Origin of the sequence: Nitrosospira sp. NpAV (genome assembly GCF_000832065.1) — a bacterium.
Lineage (GTDB): Bacteria > Pseudomonadota > Gammaproteobacteria > Burkholderiales > Nitrosomonadaceae > Nitrosospira.
On record NZ_JXQM01000001.1, the window covers coordinates 408150 to 428065 of the forward strand.

A 19916-nucleotide genomic window follows, 5' to 3' on the forward strand; every position below is an offset into this window, starting at 1 on the left:
CTTTAGGGTAATCTCTGCTCAACTTGCCTGCCGTTTTGTAAGTAACCTCTGGGGCATCAACTCCTTGCGCACTACAATCAATATTCCCACCACGCTCATCATTGCACCGTGGATCCAAAGAATTATTCCGCCGATTTGCTGATCTCCTATTGCACTTAGGCCGCCAATAGCTCGACCACAAATAGTATAAATAGGATAGAGTTCACGGGAGGCGAAAAAGATCATTGCGCCCAACACGATTTGGGGTGGAATGACGGCAAGCATCATTGCAATACGAGTCCCTGGCGATAAATGCGTTGAAAATACAGGGCCTGGATTTAGCACAAGGCCCCAGAAAATCAGCCCATTTATGAGCATGCTCCAGTTCATCAGACGATACAAACGCCAATCGATCATTGCCGTAAAATGAATGGAAGGCAACAACCAGAAGCCGATGAGGCCGCTGAAGAGTATTACGGCCACGATGGGATTGCATAAGACATATGCGAGATATTGCAGGGGTTTCCAACGGACTGCCAGACGGCAGAGATGCCTCCCCTTCCGGGGCATGCCAAGCAGAAGTATGGATAATGGGCTGCTTAATATGATCAGGAAAGGCCCAAGATGATGCAATACAAGGTGCTGAAGCCGATGAATGAAAAATTGATGCTCGGAGTAGTAATCAAACTGCGTATGAGAAACGAGATATAGGAAGGCAAGCCCCATCCAGAAATATACTTTTTGGCGAAGTTGTGGCTGGCTTCTGGCGCAACCTCTTGAAAATAAGATTGCCGCAACACCGGTTGCGGCTACAACCACCACCGACTCTTCCCAAGGTATGAACCAATACAGCAAATCCATAATAAATAAGCGCTATAAGGCGTTGCTTTGGCAGAACTGCCGTATGCTGGCTTTATTTCAAGCGAGTGCTCTTCTAACGCAATGGATGCGAATCGCGCAGGAGGCGCCGGATATCCTCTGCCAGATTCTCGTCCGAGTCGCCAGATGTCGCCAGCAGACGCGCTTGACCTTGTGAATCAAAAATATATACGGCATCCCCGTGGGTGATGTCATTGGTCTTGTCAATTTTGGAACGGGAACGGTAAGCAGCCCGATATCGTTTCGTAAGATTCTGGATATCGCCTGTTGTGCCGGTCAATCCAATCGCGTGTTCAGGATCAAATTGCGCTACATAGCGGCGCAAGACTTCAGGGTTATCATGAGCAGGATCAAGTGTGACAAACAGGATTCGTGTGCGATCGGCATTATCGCCCAAAAGCTGTACTACACGGCTTAAACGAGCCATGGAAATAGGACATTCAGCTTCGCAATTTGTGAATCCGAAGTACAGCAATAATATATAGCCCTTATATGTTTTTGCTGTGACGAGGCGTTCGCTATCAGACGTCAAAGAAAAATCCAGATCCGGCAAATGGCCGGTCACCTCTTCTACATGCCAGGGCTTTTCAGGAACGCAACCGCTTATCACCAACGCCATGATCAGCTTCAGGATACAACGGCGTAATTCGAAGTTCCACATTTCGATCACACGCTCCCGCATTGTAAGTTCTCGGAACAATTCTTAGACATAGCTGGTTTCTCTCAGTTGCGAAAGCTTGCAGGAGCACTTCATTATGGAACTTTCAATTTGGTTTGGCCAAATCAATCCTTTCTCTTGATTGATCACATTTCCAATGGCGGGTGATGCCACCCGAGCTGACCAATATTGCCAATCCCTCGAAAAGATAAAGCAGCTTTAACTTATTAATGCCCGGTAAGAGCTGGTCTGATCACATCTTGACGTGCGATGAACGGGGTAAGTTCCAACCGCTACGAGTGTCTGCCGAGGCTTAGCGTACGATTTTTTCCATTTTGTGAGCCGATCCCAAGAGGCAGGAACACAGGGGTTATGATGATCTTTTCCGGATGCGACCGGAGCAGATCCTCCGTGCCGATGGGTTCGCTAGCAGACAGAACGGTAGAGCCTCGCCGTGCATACTTGAACCGTCCGCATCCGGGACAGGCGAAATAATGTGAACGAATGGATTTCTTTCCGGCTTTAACGCTGGTCACGAGTTATTTATTGAGAGAGCTCAATTATGAAAAGGCAAGTAGTTATGGTTTCCCTGGCGGCAAGCACGTTCCTGGGATCGATGCTGGCCGGTTGCGAAACCCGTAAAATAGAAGAAGAAGTCCGGTCCATTGACTGGTACCAGACAAACGATGCCGAACGCGCGGCAAAACTGATCCAGTGCAGGTCCGATCCCGGCAAGTACGACGCGACGCCAAACTGCATTAATGCCAGTCGTGCGGAAAACAATGCAAAGGCAGATACAAGGTGGGGTACGAAGAGCGAGGACGTGAGGACCGAGCCAAAGGTTCCCTAGGGCAAGCCGCTCGCCGCGCGTCATCCGCTGCTCAGGAGTTTAGGGCGCAATAGAACGTAAAACCCGGTTAAGGCACCTTGGCCCCAGGATAGACAGCAAAAGACAACTTACCTATCCACCAAGCTATCCAGTGATATGGTGTATTTGGCTCCGGTCCGATCAGAACGGTGATTACCGGGCGGATCACGCTGATTGAGCTTCCCGGCGAAACGACAAAACTAGGTGATCATTATCACTTCAAGTGCAGCTCATGTAGCCGCAACAGGATTTGCCTATGCTGCTGAAAAGTTTTAAATGGAGTAGGAATAGGGTCTGGTGGTTGCTGCGGTGATCGCGCTCTCGACCTGAGAGAGATTCCCTTAAAACAAAATTAATTGTCCGGTGGTTTTATGTATCGCCGCGACTTCACATGCTTGCTGCATAACCGCTTCTGCATGATCGGCTTTTTCTTCCGGCTCCTGCGTGCGCTCGCATCCCGCTTGAGCTTCGCATCCCCAAAAATCAGCACATGCACGGGTATCAGCCAGTATCCCCACTGCTCCATCGACAAGGCATTGACGTGAACGAAGGATATCTATGCAGGTTACGTACATTGGTCTGCTGATAATGGATCTCCTCATTCGCGAAAGCCTCCACAGTGACAATCACCATTCACCCCTACTCCGACTGCCGGTTCCATCGCTCGAACAGATCCCCTCTCCTTGCACATCTGGCCAGCATCGACGCATGGCATTTTCGCCATCGACAGCGACATACGATAAGGCGCGAGAAGCTATTCTGTCCCGCTGTTTCCAAGCTAAAGCACCATGAATAACTGACCCAGGCGATCCCTCATGCCTTCTTTCAGCAATAGCGTGAGCCGGCCCAGCATTCTGGGAAAGCGCGCAACTTCATCAATCTCACAACCTTAACAGTCTGCATGGACCGCGCTTCCCGCGCTTCATGCTGTGCCCGATCACCGGTATTGCCAAACGACAGCGCGGCCAGTTCGCAGAAGTCTCCCGCTAAATTCCCTGATGAATTCTTCACTCCAGCTTGACATTGTCTTAACGAATGTTCCAGCATTCTTCACATCTGCATGACATTTCTTTGACACGGGCCATGCTATTTTCCTACCGAAATAAGTTCTTTCAGATATCGGATCTCGTCGATAAATTATTTCAACGACATAACCAAGAATACTTGCGATCTTGATATTTTTAAAAACTTTAGCCGCGCCATATTCAATTCTGAAATCCGGAGCACCCGATGAAACCTAGTCTTACATTAACCTTTTTATCCGGCTTTATGTTCTCAACCTCGCTGTATGCTCAGGCCATCGATTTGTATGTGGATAGCAAAACCAAGCAGATCTATTCCGAACCAGGGGAGGGACGTGTACGCATGGGTTCGTTCGAAAGAGTGCCCGACAAACCCACAACCCCATCCGCTAGTGCAGGTTCGGGCCAGGCACCGGCCACGGGCAAGGATGCTGGCATGGCTCAAGCCCCCCAAGGCGCGCCAGCGACCATGAATCCCGCGGACAAATCAAAAGGAATGGTCGCGGCCCCATCGAAAGGGGGATTTGGTTTCGCAGATTGGAAAGAAAAAGACCCATTCAAGTGGAATCTAAATGGGGATGGCAGCCAGTATCTCAAATTCGGCTTTCTTAACCAGGTTCAGTTACGGTATGAACAAAATAATCCGGGATCGCTCATACAGGGCCAGCCGGTGGACGACTCGACCGACATCGGGCTTCGCCGGACCCGTGTCGTCCTGCAAGGACAAATCACCGATCGGGTATACTTTTACACCCAGTACGGGATGAATAATTTCAACTTCCTGTCCCAAATGAATAACAATCGGCATATTGCGGCCTATTTTCATGATGCCTTCGGTGAATTGCGGCTGACCGAAGGACACCAAATGGTTGTGGGGGGAGGCCTCGGCATGTTCAACGGCCTGTCCCGCTTCAGCGCTCCCAGTGTCAGCACCATTATGACGATGGATGTTCCGGTTGGTCTTCAGTACACCACCGAACGGACATCCTTGTTTAATAGGCAGTTAGGTGTATATCTTCGCGGCCAGATCAGCAAGTTTCGCTATATGGTAGCGGCGAACGATTCGTTTCCGATAACAAACGACGGAATAGCGAATGACGGCGCTATTTCGCCAACGATTGCCAATTTTGCCCAGGTTGGCCATAAAAAGAATTTTACGGGAATGTTCTATTGGAATTTCTGGGATACGGAACCGAATACCAATCCTTATATGCAGGGAACCTATCTGGGCAAGAAGAGTATACTGAATCTTGAAGCGGGTTTTGCCACACAGAAAGACGCCATGTGGACGGGCACCTCGATCGCGGATGCTCGGTTTCATGATATGACACACTGGTCAGTCGCGGGCTATCTGGATGCGCCGGTGGATAAGGTGAAAGAAACGGCTATCTCCGCTTATATCGGATACACCAGTCTGAATTATGGGCCGAATTATCTTCGCATGAACGGGAACGGCCAGAACTCGGCTAACGGCGTCGGTGCGGGTGCCAGCTTCAATGGGGCGGGCAACACCTTCCCGATGTTTGGTACGGGCGATCTCTGGTATGCCCAGATTGGATATTTGTTGCCTAAAGATCTGATTGGGGCAAACAATGGTCAGCTTCAGCCCTACGCCTCCATAACGAGTGCGAATTGGGAAGCCCTACGCGATCAAATGAATGTATTCAACCTAGGACTTAATTGGCTGATAAAAGGCCACAACAGCAAGGTTACTTTCGACTGGCAAAACAGGCCGATATTCAATACCGCCGGACATACGATTTCCAATAGAAACCAATTCGTCGTGCAATATCAGGTTGCTTTCTAACAGGCCTTCCTATTAATTTGATCCCGGGCCGCGGCGAAACCTGCCCGGGTCATTACATTCGCTCGTTTTTCCTCATACGGGTGCCGGTTTTTTCCCAGCCGGGATCCGATGCCCTCGCGATAAAATGTCATCTGCGTATCAAATGGCAGCTATCGGCAAATTTGAGGTGGAGCCGGCCCTCGCCAGGGTGGGGACCGTCCATATACCGTTTTACCCAAGTCCGGGCGTTGGACCGCCTTACCCGAAAGACAAGGATCAAATTTCTTAGAAACTCTTTAATTATTCTCACCGGCCACGTTTACGTAACGGTTATAGGTTATAGCCAAAGTGATTTTTTTTGCCTTTCCTGACCCAGGTCGCATCCGGGTCAGCGCTCCGGGTTCCGGCACAATTAGCCCATTTGGGCGATGTCGTTGCCGTGCTACCCGGCAAGGTGCCGTCTTCATGGAATTTTGGCGCGCCTGTGGCATCCAGCTCGATGGCCTTGTCACGCCGGGGACGAGCTGCCGTCCACACCAGCGTGACATCGATGATTGCACCCCGGGCACGCTTGACCGAAAGACCATGGGTCTGCAACGCTGAATTCACGTCAGCGAGCAATCCAGCGAGCCTGCCCGATGCGATCAAGCGATTGCGAAAACGGCACAGCATGGTTTCATCCGGCGCATCGTCAGAAAGATCCATGCCGCAGAAATGCATGAAGTCAATACGTACGCGCAACGCTTCTTCCAGTTTCGAGTCCGATAAGTTGTGCCACTGCCCCAGCAATAGTGCTTTGAACATGACTAATGGATCTATGATCTCTTGTCCTCCCATCCGGCTGGCTTCCCATTTATTGAGTTCCGCAAGCCGGATATGAAGTCCATGCCAGTCAATCAGCGCGTGTGCTTTCATCAATGCGCTATCAGGCCCCACGCACGCTTTCATTTTCATCGATCCAAAACTCGTTTGCATCGGCTTGCGCTCCCTTCGTTATCTCTCACCTCAAATTTATGCGAGCATGATCAATTCGATTGTGCAGAGTCTTAAAAACGAATCCGGTGGAGATAAGGCATACGAGGCACGCTAGCACAAGTCATGTGAAAAAAGCGTCGCAATGATCTCAAGAATTTGTGAAATCCATCGAGATGCAATGACTTGACAGGTAAGGGTTCATAATAAAGGGCCAGCCCCCACGTCACTTCTGGAAACTATTGCACGAACTCGGGAAACCCTTTATATTTCTCACATGAAACAGACTTACTCCACTCTCCCTCTCCGTTTTTTATGCCATCCGCCACTTCTGGCGAGACCACTGCTGCGCTTTGCGCGCTAACTACTAAACCCCCCCTCCAAGTTTTTACCCCCGTGGAATCTGTTCCTGGATTCTGTATCACATGTAATTATTCTTTCTGAAACGGAGAAAACAGTGAAAGATCATTTGATTATTTTTGACACGACGCTGCGTGACGGTGAGCAGAGTCCCGGCGCATCCATGACCAGGGAGGAAAAAGTACGTATTGCGCGACAACTGGAGCGCATGCGAGTGGACATAATAGAAGCCGGTTTTCCTGCCGCGTCCAACGGTGATTTCGATGCGGTAAAAGCGGTAGCTGATGCGATCAAGGACAGTACGGTGTGTGGCCTGGCACGGGCCACCGAAGCGGATATCAAGCGCGCCGGCGAAGCCTTGCAGGGAGCCGGGTCGGCACGTATTCATACTTTTATTGCCACCTCCCCGATTCACATGGAGAAGAAACTGCGCATGTCCGCCGACCAAGTGGTCGAGCAGGCTGTGAAGGCTGTGAAATGGGCCCGTCAATACACGGACGATGTGGAATTCTCCCCTGAGGACGCAGGCCGCTCGGATATTGCATTCCTCTGCCGTGTCCTGGAAGCGGTCATCGATGCGGGTGCAAGAACCCTGAATATTCCCGATACCGTTGGCTACACGATGCCGGAGCAATTTGGTGGGCTTATCCGTACGTTGCGCGAGCGCATACCCAATTCAGATAAGGTGGTGTTCTCCGTCCACTGCCATAATGATCTTGGATTGGCGGTAGCTAACTCGTTGTCAGCGGTAATGCACGGCGCCCGGCAAGTGGAATGCACGGTAAATGGATTGGGGGAGCGAGCAGGCAATGCTTCATTGGAGGAAATCGTGATGGCGGTACGCACGCGTCAGGATTTCTTTCCCTGCGACACGCGCGTAGATACCGTTCACATCGTACCAGCCAGCAAACTGGTATCAGGCATAACCGGTTTTCCGGTGCAGCCGAACAAGGCTATTGTTGGCGCAAATGCGTTCGCCCATGAATCAGGCATACACCAGGATGGCGTGCTAAAGCATCGTGAGACCTACGAAATCATGCGTGCCGAGGATGTCGGTTGGGGCGCAAATAAATTGCTGCTGGGCAAGCACTCCGGGCGCAATGCCTTTCGCAGCCGGTTAGCGGAACTCGGTATCGAGCTGGAATCGGAAGAAGTGCTAAATGCCACATTCATGCGTTTCAAAGAATTGGCAGACAAGAAGCATGATATTTTCGATGAAGATCTGCACGCTCTGGTTTCGGAAGACACCGTGACTTTACATGAACACTACAAGCTTTTATCGCTGATTGCACATAGCGAAACGGGCGAAACACCCCATGCCAGCATAGTGATTGCCGAAGATGGCAAGGAATCGCGCGCCGAATCGGATGGTAGCGGGCCAGTAGACGCCACTTTCCGCGCAATCGAGAAAATCCTGGCCAGTGGCGCCGACTTGCAGTTGTTTTCGGTTAACGCCATCACCAGCGGCACCGATTCACAAGGTGAAGTGACCGTACGACTGCAAAAATCGGGACGCATCGTCAACGGAAACGGCGCTGACACCGACATCGTGGTGGCATCCGCGAAAGCTTATCTCAGCGCGCTCAACAAGCTGCATAGCAAGTTGGAACGCGCTCACCCGCAGGTGTAGTGAAAGAATTGCCGGGGCGGAATATGCTCTTCTTGAAACGGATAGCGGGATCAGCCGCCTTGCCTCGCACTGTGAAAGGCTTGGCGATTTTCCCGCTCCCTCCCGCCGGCCGGTATTGCCACTCATGAAATCCTTGAGATTCCTGGATTTCATACGTTATGTTTTTGTTCGCTTCACTCAGCATAACTGCACCGAAGTTGCAGCCAGTCTCACCTTCACCACACTACTTTCACTGGTTCCGTTGATCGCTATCGCCTTGTCTGTGATAGCCGCATTCCCCGCATTTACCGAGTATTCCGATCACATAAAGGCATTTATCCTCACCACAATGGTGCCGGAAGCGGCGAACCGGGTTATTGCCGTATACATGCAGAAATTCGCCGATAATGCGGTACAACTCACCGCCATTGGCACGGCGTTCCTGGGGGGGACGGCACTTGCCCTGATGTTGACGATTGATAAAGCGCTGAATGCAATCTGGCGCGTCACCCGGTTGCGTCCGCTCCTCCATCGTCTGCTGATCTACTGGACCATGCTGACGATCGGACCGCTGTTGATTGGTGCGAGTTTGTCGCTGACTTCCTGGTTGATCGGAATATCCATGGGATTAACCCAGGATATTCCCGGCATCAAAGTCGCGCTTTTGCAACTGGCGCCACTGCTGCTGACAAGTATCGCTTTTTCGATTCCCTATCTCATTGTGCCTAACCGCCGGGTTGCATGGCGTCATGCAATTGCCGGTGGTGTGGCGGCAGCGGTGGGATTCGAGATAATGAAACAAGGGTTCGCATTTTATATTACTCATTTTCCTACTTATCAGGCGGTTTATGGCGCGTTTGCCACTGTCCCGATTTTCTTGTTGTGGGTTTATCTCTCCTGGCTGATGGTGTTATTGGGCGCGGTGATTGCCGCCTCTCTCTCAAGTTGGCATTTTACTGAATGGCGGCGTGGTCCAGCAGTGGAGGGCAGGCGATTTCTTGATGCGTTGCGTTTACTGAAGGTACTGGGAAACGCTCTCGGCAGCGGAAGGGTCGAAACCTATGCTAGCCTTCACAAGCAACTCATGTTAAGTTTTGAAGAATTGGAACAGATACTCGAGTTGATGAGCCGCGCCGATCTGGTTCGGCAGGTAAAAACAGGAGGATGGGTTCAGATAATTGATCCCGGTAAGATCATGATTTCGGATATTTATCGGCTGTTTATATTTCGCCCCGAAGCGATGCATACCGTCGTGGCGGGTGATGCGAGGTTGGAGCGGTTGCTCGATAGCATTTCAACGGACTTGAATGAGAAAATGAATGTGCCGCTGTCGCTACTTTTTGCGGAAACGCCCTCCGAACACCCGACAACACTATCGGATGATCCACTGGGACAAAACGTAACTCCCCCCGGAGTCACTCAGTAAAAAATGATGCAGCGCACGCTCATCGTCATCTTCTGCCTGCTCCTGTCGCTGCCGCTTGGCGCAGAGGCGAGGGGGTTCGTCTTCACGGATTCTACCGGCAAAAAACTCACGCTTTCCGACTATAAAGGCAAATGGGTCTTAATAAATTTCTGGGCCACTTGGTGCCCGCCCTGCTTAAAGGAGATTCCTGATCTCGTGTCGCTCTATGAGAGCCGCAAGGACGTCGTGGTAATCGGCATAGCGATGGACTACCAAAATCCGCAGACGGTGCTGAAATACGCCGACTCGCTCTCGATTTCCTATCCTATCGTGTTTGGGGACAGAAAAATTGCCGCTCAAATCGGTCCCGTATCGATGCTGCCCACGACCTATTTATTCGATCCCGCCGGTCAGCCGGCAGCCTATAAGGTGGGGTTAATTTCGCGAGAAAGTCTGGAGGAATTCATGCGAGAGAGTTCCGCAGATCCTCAGAGCAGCCGCCCTGGTGAAACAAGTCAACGAAAACGCAAATAAATTCATAGGATAGAGATGGCTTCGGGGCAAGCAGCGACGGTCTGAAAAAAGCAATGGGAAAAATCGGAAGAGGCGAGTCAGATCTCAATCTTCTTTTGTATAAACTCAACAATATCCCGCAAGGGAATAGCCTGAGACTTCTCATCCCGCCGTCCTTGATACTCAATATTTCCCTCCTTTAAACCCCGTTCACCGATAACAATGCGATGAGGGATGCCGATCAACTCCATATCGGCAAACATCACACCAGGCCGCTCATCACGATCGTCAAGCAGAACACCGATGCCGGCATTAACAAGCTCCGCATACAGCTTCTCCGTCTCGATTCGCACTGGCGCATTCTTCCTCAGTCCGATAGGAACGATAGCAATCTGAAATGGGGCTATCGCATCCGAGAAAATAATGCCGCGCTCGTCATGGCTCTGCTCGATGGCTGCAGCCACGATACGCGAGATCCCGATACCATAACATCCCATTTCCATCGGCCGCGATAGGCCGGATTCATCAAGATAGGCGGCTTTCATCGCTTCTGAATATTTGGTGCGTAACTGGAAAATATGCCCCACCTCTATGCCGCGGCAGATCTCCAGCCGCCCCTTGCCATCCGGAGACGGGTCTCCGGAAACCACGTTGCGGATGTCCAATGTATAGTCAGGTTCTTTTGTATCACGGCCAAAATTAACGTTAGCGAGGTGATAATTTTCTTCGTTTGCACCACAAACGAAATTGCTCATTACCGTTACGGAGTAATCCGCGACAACCGGAAGCTTTAGGCCGACAGGTCCTATGTAGCCCGGGGGAGAACCGGTTTCCGCAAGAATTTCTGTCTCGGTCGCCAGGCGGAAATCGGCAAGAAAAGGGATTTTGCGAATTTTCGTCTCGTTAAGATGATGATCACCACGCAGCAATAATAAATACATCCCGCCGCTTGCTATAACCGCGAGGGTTTTTACAGTCTGTTCGACAGGAAGGTTGAGGAATGCGGCAACCTTTTCGCAAGTCTTCATACCTTCCGTTTCGACTTTCCGCATGATGCCGCCAGCCGCGTCGCGTGACTGTGCCGGCCGCAGCGATTCAGCCATTTCGATATTGGCGGCGTAATCCGAACCCGGGCAAAAAACGATTGCATCCTCGCCCGAATCCGCCAGAACATGAAACTCGTGCGAACCGCTTCCACCTATCGCCCCGGTGTCCGCAGTGACCGCACGAAATCTCAATCCCATGCGGGTGAATATCCGGTGGTAGGTATCATGCATTATTCCGTAAGTCGTCTCCAGGCTGGCAATGCCGGCATGGAATGAATAAGCATCTTTCATGATAAATTCGCGCGCCCTCATCACCCCGAATCGGGGCCGGATCTCATCGCGGAACTTGGTTTGAATCTGATAAAAAGTAAACGGCAATTGGCGATAACTTTTGATCTCTCGCCGCACAATGTCGGTAATGACTTCTTCATGTGTGGGACCAAAACAGAAATCGCGCTGATGCCTATCCTTGATTTTCAACATCTGTGGACCGAATACATCCCAGCGTCCGGTTTCCTGCCATAACTCAGCAGGCTGTACGGCAGGCATCAAAAGCTCCACCGCACCGCTCTTGTCCATTTCCTCTCGCACGATATTTTCAACCTTGCGCAGGACGCTCAACCCCAGCGGCATCCAAGTATAAAGACCGCTTCCCAGGCGCCTGATAAGCCCCGCCCGCAACATCAATTTGTGGCTCACCAACTCGGCTTCGGCGGGCGCCTCCTTAAGGGTGGAAATAAAAAAAGCTGATACCCGCATGTGCGTTCCGTTATAACAATTGAAATTACAATAATTCTACTCTGAAAAACCATGATGCCTGCCCTGAATGTTATATCGGCGGATTGCTGCGGGAATCCGTTCCGGCAAACCATTCCAGCGGGAAGGAAGCTGAGCGGCGAGCCCGAAGTCGAAGTCTGCGCGCACCCCGATCGGTAGGAAGCAAGCAATGTGGATAACCAAAGGTAGTGCGTTAAAACCCGTTGAGGTGGAAATGGTACCGGGTGAGAAGAGGCACGATGGACTCAAAAAGTAGCGTTAACCAAATATGGAGTTTATTAATCTCATGACAGCTTTCAATCTAGGATAAAATATGGAAAAATTTGTCCTCTTGTGACGGATCAAACGGGTGAATCGCATGATCGACCGCAACGGATATCGCTCCAATGTCGGTATTATTTTATTGAACTCCAAGAACGAGGTCTTTTGGGGCAAGCGCATCAAACAGGATTCTTGGCAATTTCCCCAAGGCGGCATCAAGCCGGGTGAGAGTCCGGAACAGGCGATGTATCGGGAATTGACGGAAGAAGTAGGTCTACACCCCCGGCATGTCGAGATTATTGGCCGCACGCGCGACTGGCTGCGCTATGAAGTGCCTGATCAATGGATAAGACGCGACTGGCGGGGAAACTACAAAGGGCAGAAGCAAATCTGGTATCTCTTGCGCCTGCTCGGCCGTGATTGTGATGTGTCGCTTCGCACCAGCGTTCGTCCGGAATTCGACGCCTGGCGCTGGAATCAATATTGGGTGGAACTGGAATCCGTGGTCGAATTCAAACGCCAGGTCTATCGCCAAGCGCTAACCGAGTTGGCTCGCCTGCTCAATCGCACTCCCTTTGATGGTAGCGGTTACGATGGATCCGGTGGTCATTCCGGCGGCAGGGAACAGACTGCGATCGCGTCCCCTAAACAGAGCGAATAAAAAAAATGAACAAATTTAGTATATGCACACCGTGTAACATTGTCTCCAGCCTGTTAAGGCAATTATGGGTCCCTTCCAAATTCTGAGTTTTCGAGCGTCCATTCATGGATCGCCTGCTTGCCCCGTTTTGCCGCCCTATCTCATTGCTCCTCAATTGCCGAATGAGAAACATTTTTCTCATATCCCGGAACGGATACTGGATTAACCTTCTTTGCTCCACTATGATAAACGAGTCTGCCTGTAGCATTGAATTTTGAGAGGCGCCCATACCGCCAAAAAGGCGCCCTGACGGATAGTTTGTAGGCGTAATCGGCTGCGCCACTACAGCCGCGTTTTTAGGAGAGATTACCGATGATAATGCGGACATTAGTCATATCGCTGCTATCCATTGGAGCCATTGCCGCCCCGGCCGCTGCGCTTGCTGCCAATGAACCCATCCAGCCAATCGAGGCCGCGAAACCAAAGAATGCAGACATGGTAGAACTGGGCAAGATGCTCTTTTTCGATCCGCGCCTATCGAAGTCTGGATTCATTTCCTGTAACTCTTGTCACAACCTGAGTATGGGTGGCACAGATAATCTGCCAACCTCAATTGGTCACAATTGGCATGAGGGGCCGATCAGCGCACCCACCGTGTTGAACTCCAGCCTGAATCTGGCGCAGTTCTGGGACGGTCGAGCCAAGGACTTGAAAGAACAGGCGGGCGGGCCCATTGCAAACCCTGGAGAGATGGGATTTACCCATGAACTGGCAGTGGATGTATTGCGCTCCATTCCAGACTATCGGGCTCGCTTCAAGCAACTGTTTCGCTCCGATAAGATTGATATCGGCATGGTAACCGATGCGATTGCAGCATTCGAAGAGACGCTGGTAACACCCGATTCTCGTTTCGATAAATGGCTCAAAGGAGATAAAAAAGCCCTGAACCAAGCAGAATTGGAGGGCTATAAGCTATTCAAAGAGAGTGGATGCACGGGGTGCCATAACGGTGCTGCCGTAGGTGGGGGCTCATTCCAGAAATTTGGTGTTCATGAGCCCTATAAAACGAAGAGCAAGGCCGAAGGCCGGTTTGCAGTAACCGGCAAGGACGCCGACCGCTTCATGTTCAAGGTTCCGACCCTGCGAAACGTGGAATTGACCTACCCCTATTTTCATGACGGCGCCGCCGCCACCCTGGAAGAAGCGGTAGACACCATGGGCAAGCTACAGCTGGGCCGCACCTTCAGCAAGGAAGAAAATGCCAAAATCGTGGCTTTCTTAAAGACGCTGACCGGGAAGCAACCCGAGTTCAAGCTACCCATCCTTCCACCTTCCACCAATGAAACACCAAAACCAAAGCCGTTTGGCTAAAATTTGCGATGCTCACCCTAGCACTCGCTGTTCATGAGCATTTTTTTAATTTTGCCCAAGCTGGAAGTGCAGCTTGGGCAAATTCAAGTAGCGGGCAACTCAATACTCTCGATTCGAGTTGCAAGCCAGCAGGCAGTGATTGCCGTAGCGGCTCCTAAAAGTGGCAACCATTTTTCTATATTGTCTTCAGCATAAATCAATTCAATTTTTGACGAATCAACATTAAGCATATTATTGCTCGCCGCCCGTCCAATTTATTGAATGCCCTTAGTTTTATCTTTCAATCAGGAATATGGATTTACTCCTGAAAATCAAGTAGAGTTACTTTTTGAATAATTAAAATATGGAGTCCCCCATGAGTGCAAAAGGGCAATTGTTACAAGACCCGTTTCTGAATACATTGAGAAAGGAGCATATTCCGGTATCGATTTATCTGGTAAATGGTATCAAGCTGCAAGGTCATATTGACTCTTTCGATCAGTATGTGGTGCTGCTGAAAAACACCGTCACGCAGATGGTGTACAAGCACGCAATCTCTACCGTTGTCCCCGCCAGGGCAGTTACCATTCCATTTGAGGCACCCGCTATACCTGATGCTTGATCTTCCCGCGGGCAACACAGCCGAAGCTAACTCCGCCGTTCTGGTTAGCCTCGATTTTAGCGACGGCGATTACGCCGAGAATCTGGAGGAACTACGGCAACTTGCCGCGAGTGATGCGCTTACCATTCGCGCAGTAATCAAGGGGAAACGTTCCCGGCCTGATCCCGCCACTTTCGCGGGGCGCGGCAAGGTTGATGAGATTACGATGGCATTGGAACAGACGGGCGCATCATTGGTGATTTTCAATCACGACCTTTCTCCTGCCCAGCAACGTAATCTGGAGCGGCACCTTAAGTGCCGTGTAATTGATCGCACCAGCTTGATTTTAGATATTTTTGCCCAACGCGCCAAAAGCCACGAGGGCAAGCTGCAAGTGGAACTGGCGCAACTTGAGCATCTCTCCACCCGCCTCGTACGCGGCTGGACGCACTTGGAGCGACAAAAGGGCGGTATCGGTTTGCGTGGTCCCGGCGAAACCCAATTGGAAACCGACCGGCGCTTACTCGGCAAGCGGGTTAAACTGCTTAAGGAGAAACTCGTAAAATTTCAGCGCCAACGCAAGCTACAGCGCCGTTCCAGGCAACGCGCCCAAGTGATGTCGGTCTCCATTGTCGGCTATACCAATGCAGGCAAGTCCACCTTATTCAATCAGCTAACCCGTGCGCATACTTATGTCGCCGATCAGTTATTCGCCACCCTTGATGCCACCACTCGCAAACTATTTATCCCGGATCATGGTTCACTCGTGATTTCGGACACAGTAGGCTTCATTCGCGACTTGCCACATACGCTCGTAGCCGCATTCCGCGCTACACTGGAGGAAACGGTGGAAGCCGACATGTTACTTCACGTCGTGGATGCGGGCAGCTCCAATCGGGATGAACAAATTGCTGAAGTAAACAAAGTATTGAAGGAAATCGGTGCCGATTCGGTTCCACAGATACTGGTATTGAACAAGATAGATCTGATGAATTTATCGGCAGGCGGGGCGGGATATGGGCGCGATGAGTGTGGTAGAATCGCACAAATTCGATTAAGTGCGAAAACCGGTGAAGGACTGGAGTTTATTAAACTGGCACTATCGGAAGCAATGCAGGAGCATATTATACAACGGCATGAAGACTTGTCAGAAACCGGAAGCGTGATAAGCGGATACGCGGCTTAACTACTCTATTGGGTATACACAGGCAGTCCGGTCTGCATTTCCACGATAGATGGAAGTCAGGTCTTTTTTACCAATGCGAGTTTGGTGGTTGTATCTATATTAAACAGAACAATAGGAATCATCATGGGATTAAACGATCCTCAGTGGGGAAGAAAAAAAGGTAATTCCGGTCCACCTGATCTGGATCAATTGTGGCGCAATTTTAATAAAAAACTCAATAATCTTTTTAAACGCAAAGGTGGTACCGGTAACGGGTCGGGCGGCGGCGAGGGATCTGGCGGCGGCTCGCCGAGGCGATATGGCGGAAGCATCGGATTGCTGATCGGATTACTTTTGCTGCTATGGATAGCAAGCGGCTTTTATATTATCAATGAAGGCCAGCGCGGTCTGGTCCTGCGTTTCGGAAAGTATGTGGAAACCACCCAGGCGGGCCTGCGCTGGCATGTGCCATACCCGGTTGAAATAGTGGAAACCGTTAACGTCAGTCAGGTTCGCACGGTGGAAATCGGTTATCGCAACAATGTGAGAAGTAAAGTATTGAAGGAATCACTGATGTTGACTGACGATGAAAACATCATTGATATTCAGTTTGCCGTGCAATACATCCTTAAAAATCCTGAGGAATTCCTGTTTAACAATCGGGAGCCGGAAAACGCGGTGTTACAGGCGGCTGAAACCGCCATTCGTGAAATTATCGGTAAAAGCAAGATGGACTTCGTACTATACGAAGGGCGCGAGCAAGTGGCGGCGAAGGCGACCGAACTGATGCAGGGTATTCTCGATCGTTACAAAATAGGGATCGCCATCAGCAAAGTAACCATGCAGAATGCGCAACCGCCCGAGCAGGTGCAAGCGGCTTTCGACGATGCCGTCAAGGCGGGCCAGGATAGAGAGCGGCAGAAAAATGAAGGCCAGGCTTATGCCAACGATGTTATCCCGAAAGCCAAAGGTAACGCCGCACGCCTGCTGGAGGAGTCTGAAGGATATAAGCAACGGGTGATCGTGAGTTCCGAGGGTGATGCCAGCCGCTTTAAACAGGTTCTTGCGGAGTATAACAAGGCACCTGGCGTCACGCGTGACCGCCTCTATCTGGATATGATGCAGCAGGTACTTTCCAGTACGAGCAAGATACTGGTGGACCAGAAAAACGGCAATAATTTGCTTTATCTGCCACTGGACAAGCTGATCCAAATGAGTGGACCTTCATCACCCACTACTTTATCGCCCGATGTGATGCCCCCAGCAGCGCCGGAAGCAGTCCCCGACGCTGCCCGCACGCGTGAGGCATTTCGCGGTCGTGAACGGGAGACAAGATAAGTGAAAAACTATACCTCAATGATATTGGGTGCCGTTATCGCCCTCTTTCTTCTTGCCAGTTCATCACTTTATATTGTGGATCAGCGCCAGCAGGCGATCCTGTTTCAGCTGGGTGAGGTAGTTGACGTAAAAACCTCGCCGGGTCTTTATTTCAAGATTCCCCTGGCACAAAACGTACGTTATTTTGATTCGCGTATCCTGACCATGGATACAGCCGAGCCGGAACGTTTCATAACGTCGGAAAAAAAGAACGTACTGGTAGATTTATTCGTGAAGTGGCGCATTGTCGATGTCAAGCAGTATTACGTCAGTGTGCGCGGAGACGAGATACTGGCGCAAACCCGGCTGTCACAAACGGTAAATTCCAGTTTGCGCGACGAATTCGGCAATCGCACCGTACATGATGTCGTTTCCGGGGAGCGCGATAAAATTATGGAAATCATGCGGCAGAAAGCGGATGCCGATGCCCGTAAGATTGGAGTGGAAGTTGTGGATGTACGTCTCAAACGCGTGGACTTGCCGCAGGAAGTCAGCGAGTCGGTCTACCGTCGCATGGAAGCGGAGCGGAAACGTGTCGCGAATGAATTGCGTTCGACCGGCGCGGCCGAGTCCGAGAAGATTCGCGCAGATGCCGATCGCCAGCGGGAAGTCATCCTTGCGGAAGCTTATCGGCAAGCCCAGGAAGTAAAAGGCGCGGGGGATGCCAGGGCTTCTGCAATTTACGCCGAGGCTTTCCAGCCGAATCCGGAATTCTATGCTTTTTATCGTAGCCTGGAAGCGTATAGACAGAGTTTCAAGAATAAAGGGGATATGATGGTTCTTGAGCCCAATTCCGAATTTTTCAAGTATTTAAAGAATTCGGGCCGCAGCCCTAAATAGCATACGTGTGATTCCCCAACTCCGGTATGGGGTGGCATTGCCGTTTTACCCTGATGTTCGTGACAGACCTGCTAACCAATAAAATGCCGCATACTATCATTCTATTGCCGCATGCTTGTTCTGGGGACGGCAAGGAAGTCTATATAGCATTGTGAATTTATTGAGGTGTTTACTAGGATTGTGGCGACATGTGGGACACTTTGTTGCTCGCATTTGCGCTGATGCTGGTGATAGAAGGACTTCTCCCTTTCCTGTTGCCCAGTGTCTGGCGTGAGACATTCAGGAAACTGATAGAAGCCGGTGACAGTCAGATACGCTTCATCGGTTTAACCTCCATGCTGGCGGGACTACTGTTGCTTTATTTTGTGAATTGAGGCTTTGCCGGCTTGAACAACACTGCCATGTGCCGCGGAGACTTTGCAATTCACCCTATCGCGGCATCACCCCGGAAATAAAAGTCAATAATACTAAATACATTATTAATCGTAATACCAATCTATTAAGTGAGTGGTCGCTACCCGATTTAGGTTTAGACCGCTAGATCCCTCTGTCCTATCAAACTTCTGTTCTGACATACTGAATCGTTAACATGCGCAAATGGATCCTTCCCGAATACGTCGAGGATATCCTGCCAGCCGAAGCGCGTCGTATCGAGATGATGCGACGGCGTATTATCGACTGGCTCTTGGTGCACGGCTACGAACTGGTAGGTCCGCCGCTATTGGAATATGTGGAATCTCTGCTCTCGGGCAGTGGTGGCGAAACGGACTTGCGTATGTTCAAGGTAGTGGATCAGTTGAGCGGCCGTATGATGGGTCTGCGTGCGGATATGACTCCCCAGACTGCGCGTATCGATGCACATTTACTGAACCGCAAGGGAATTACCCGCCTATGTTACGCGGGAAGCGTGCTGCATGCCCTTCCGTCGGGGTTGACCCGGACTCGCGAGCCCCTTCAGATCGGGGCGGAACTATATGGCCACGCCGGGCTGGAAAGCGATCTGGAAGTTCAACGGCTCATGCTGCAAACGTTGGAAATTGCCGGCATAAACGGTATTCATCTTGATCTCGGTCATGTTGCCGTTTTCCGGGGCTTGGTCAGGGGTGCAAGGATTCCCGTGGAGCTGGAGACGGAGCTGTTCAATGTATTGCAAGCCAAAGATATTTGTGGATTGAAAGCCCTCTGTGCTGGGCTGAGCACACGTGTGCACGCGCGTGCCCGGGAGGCGCTGTTGCTGTTGCCGGAACTATATGGCGATAGCAGGATACTAGCCCTTGCGCGTAAATCCCTGCCAGATTACCCTGAAATCAGATGTGCATTGGATGAGCTGGAAACGGTGGCGTCGCAACTGAAGTCCATGGTGAATACTGTGGCTTTTGATCTGGCAGATTTGCGCGGCTATCACTATCATAGCGGCATGGTGTTCGCGGCTTACACCGGGAACTGCCCCAATGCGATTGCGCTGGGCGGGCGCTATGATGAGATCGGCAAGGCATTCGGAAGAGCACGCCCAGCCACGGGTTTTAGTATGGATTTGCGGGAACTGGCTGGATTGGTTCAATCTGATGCTTATCCCAAGGGAGTCCTTGCACCTCATGCCCATGGTGATAAACCACTGGAAGAAAAAATCGGGCAACTTCGCTGCGAAGGGCAGATAGTCGTGGTTGAATTGCCTGGACATGAGCCTGGCCAGAATACATATAACTGTGACAGGAAGTTGGTATTGCAGGATCAAGAGTGGATTGTAATCGATATCTGATTTCAATTTAAACAGGCTGGTTAGAAAGGTACCTGCTCGGAGAGTCCTG

Annotated in this window: 18 protein-coding genes; 13 read left to right on the top strand and 5 right to left on the bottom strand. The window is 50.9% G+C overall.

From position 1 onward, the window contains the following. Positions 1-18: 18 nt before the first annotated feature. Entirely contained in the window at positions 19-840 is an 822-nt protein-coding gene (locus SQ11_RS01750) for a cytochrome c oxidase assembly protein (RefSeq protein WP_052493923.1), read from the bottom strand. 73 nt (positions 841-913) lie between these two features. Continuing rightward, on the bottom strand, positions 914-1540 hold the full coding sequence (locus tag SQ11_RS01755) for an SCO family protein (protein WP_198140770.1): 627 nt from the start codon (positions 1538-1540) through the stop codon (positions 914-916). A gap of 538 nt (positions 1541-2078) precedes the next feature. On the opposite strand from SQ11_RS01755, the gene SQ11_RS01760 reads away from it, so the two are divergent. Next, a complete protein-coding gene (locus SQ11_RS01760; RefSeq protein ID WP_156972382.1) occupies positions 2079-2366 on the top strand; it encodes an EexN family lipoprotein in 288 nt (95 codons plus the stop codon). Positions 2367-3614: 1248 nt separating this feature from the next. Further along, positions 3615-5213, top strand: coding sequence for a hypothetical protein (locus tag SQ11_RS01770; RefSeq protein WP_041512367.1), 1599 nt, complete (start codon positions 3615-3617; stop codon positions 5211-5213). A gap of 309 nt (positions 5214-5522) precedes the next feature. On the opposite strand, the gene SQ11_RS01775 is transcribed toward SQ11_RS01770, so the two are convergent. After that, a complete protein-coding gene (locus tag SQ11_RS01775; protein ID WP_052493924.1) occupies positions 5523-6167 on the bottom strand; it encodes an IS5/IS1182 family transposase in 645 nt (214 codons plus the stop codon). 454 nt (positions 6168-6621) lie between these two features. Here SQ11_RS01775 and SQ11_RS01780 point away from each other — a divergent pair, with 454 nt between their 5' ends. The 3 genes from SQ11_RS01780 to SQ11_RS01790 all read left to right on the top strand — a co-directional run bounded on the left by SQ11_RS01780 (position 6622) and on the right by SQ11_RS01790 (position 10072). After that, positions 6622-8154 (top strand): 2-isopropylmalate synthase, encoded by a 1533-nt coding sequence (locus SQ11_RS01780; protein WP_041512368.1) that lies wholly within the window; start codon positions 6622-6624, stop codon positions 8152-8154. Between the two features lie 124 nt (positions 8155-8278). Next, positions 8279-9559: a YihY family inner membrane protein gene (locus tag SQ11_RS01785; protein WP_041512369.1), complete on the top strand. Its 1281-nt coding sequence runs from the start codon at positions 8279-8281 to the stop codon at positions 9557-9559. A gap of 3 nt (positions 9560-9562) precedes the next feature. Then, a complete protein-coding gene (locus SQ11_RS01790; protein WP_232297854.1) occupies positions 9563-10072 on the top strand; it encodes a TlpA disulfide reductase family protein in 510 nt (169 codons plus the stop codon). A gap of 77 nt (positions 10073-10149) precedes the next feature. On the opposite strand, the gene SQ11_RS01795 is transcribed toward SQ11_RS01790, so the two are convergent. Continuing rightward, on the bottom strand, positions 10150-11856 hold the full coding sequence (locus tag SQ11_RS01795; protein WP_041512370.1) for a proline--tRNA ligase: 1707 nt from the start codon (positions 11854-11856) through the stop codon (positions 10150-10152). Between the two features lie 376 nt (positions 11857-12232). Here SQ11_RS01795 and SQ11_RS01800 point away from each other — a divergent pair, with 376 nt between their 5' ends. Beyond that, positions 12233-12796: an RNA pyrophosphohydrolase gene (locus SQ11_RS01800; RefSeq protein WP_041512371.1), complete on the top strand. Its 564-nt coding sequence runs from the start codon at positions 12233-12235 to the stop codon at positions 12794-12796. Positions 12797-13147: 351 nt separating this feature from the next. Next, the gene (locus SQ11_RS01805; protein WP_041512372.1) at positions 13148-14146 is read left to right on the top strand and encodes a cytochrome-c peroxidase; all 999 of its coding nucleotides are present in this window, start codon (positions 13148-13150) and stop codon (positions 14144-14146) included. Positions 14147-14229: 83 nt separating this feature from the next. Here SQ11_RS01805 and SQ11_RS17125 read toward each other — a convergent pair whose 3' ends face one another. Then, complete coding sequence (locus SQ11_RS17125) at positions 14230-14376, bottom strand: hypothetical protein (protein ID WP_156972383.1); 147 nt, start codon at positions 14374-14376, stop codon at positions 14230-14232. A 125-nt stretch (positions 14377-14501) separates the two neighbouring features. On the opposite strand from SQ11_RS17125, the gene hfq reads away from it, so the two are divergent. From hfq to SQ11_RS01835, 6 genes are all read left to right on the top strand, one after another. Next, positions 14502-14747, top strand: a complete 246-nt coding sequence (gene hfq / locus SQ11_RS01810) for an RNA chaperone Hfq (RefSeq protein ID WP_041512373.1) — start codon at positions 14502-14504, stop codon at positions 14745-14747. Continuing rightward, positions 14740-15912: a GTPase HflX gene (hflX, locus tag SQ11_RS01815; RefSeq protein ID WP_041512374.1), complete on the top strand. Its 1173-nt coding sequence runs from the start codon at positions 14740-14742 to the stop codon at positions 15910-15912. Before hfq ends, hflX begins: the two co-directional genes overlap by 8 nt. Positions 15913-16035: 123 nt before the next feature. Next, positions 16036-17229, top strand: coding sequence for an FtsH protease activity modulator HflK (gene hflK, locus SQ11_RS01820; RefSeq protein ID WP_041512375.1), 1194 nt, complete (start codon positions 16036-16038; stop codon positions 17227-17229). Beyond that, positions 17230-18108 (top strand): protease modulator HflC, encoded by an 879-nt coding sequence (gene hflC, locus SQ11_RS01825; protein WP_198140771.1) that lies wholly within the window; start codon positions 17230-17232, stop codon positions 18106-18108. Between the two features lie 188 nt (positions 18109-18296). Next, the gene (locus SQ11_RS01830; RefSeq protein WP_041512376.1) at positions 18297-18482 is read left to right on the top strand and encodes a DUF2065 domain-containing protein; all 186 of its coding nucleotides are present in this window, start codon (positions 18297-18299) and stop codon (positions 18480-18482) included. 215 nt (positions 18483-18697) lie between these two features. Beyond that, the gene (locus SQ11_RS01835; RefSeq protein WP_041512377.1) at positions 18698-19867 is read left to right on the top strand and encodes an ATP phosphoribosyltransferase regulatory subunit; all 1170 of its coding nucleotides are present in this window, start codon (positions 18698-18700) and stop codon (positions 19865-19867) included. The last annotated feature ends 49 nt before the right edge of the window (positions 19868-19916 follow it).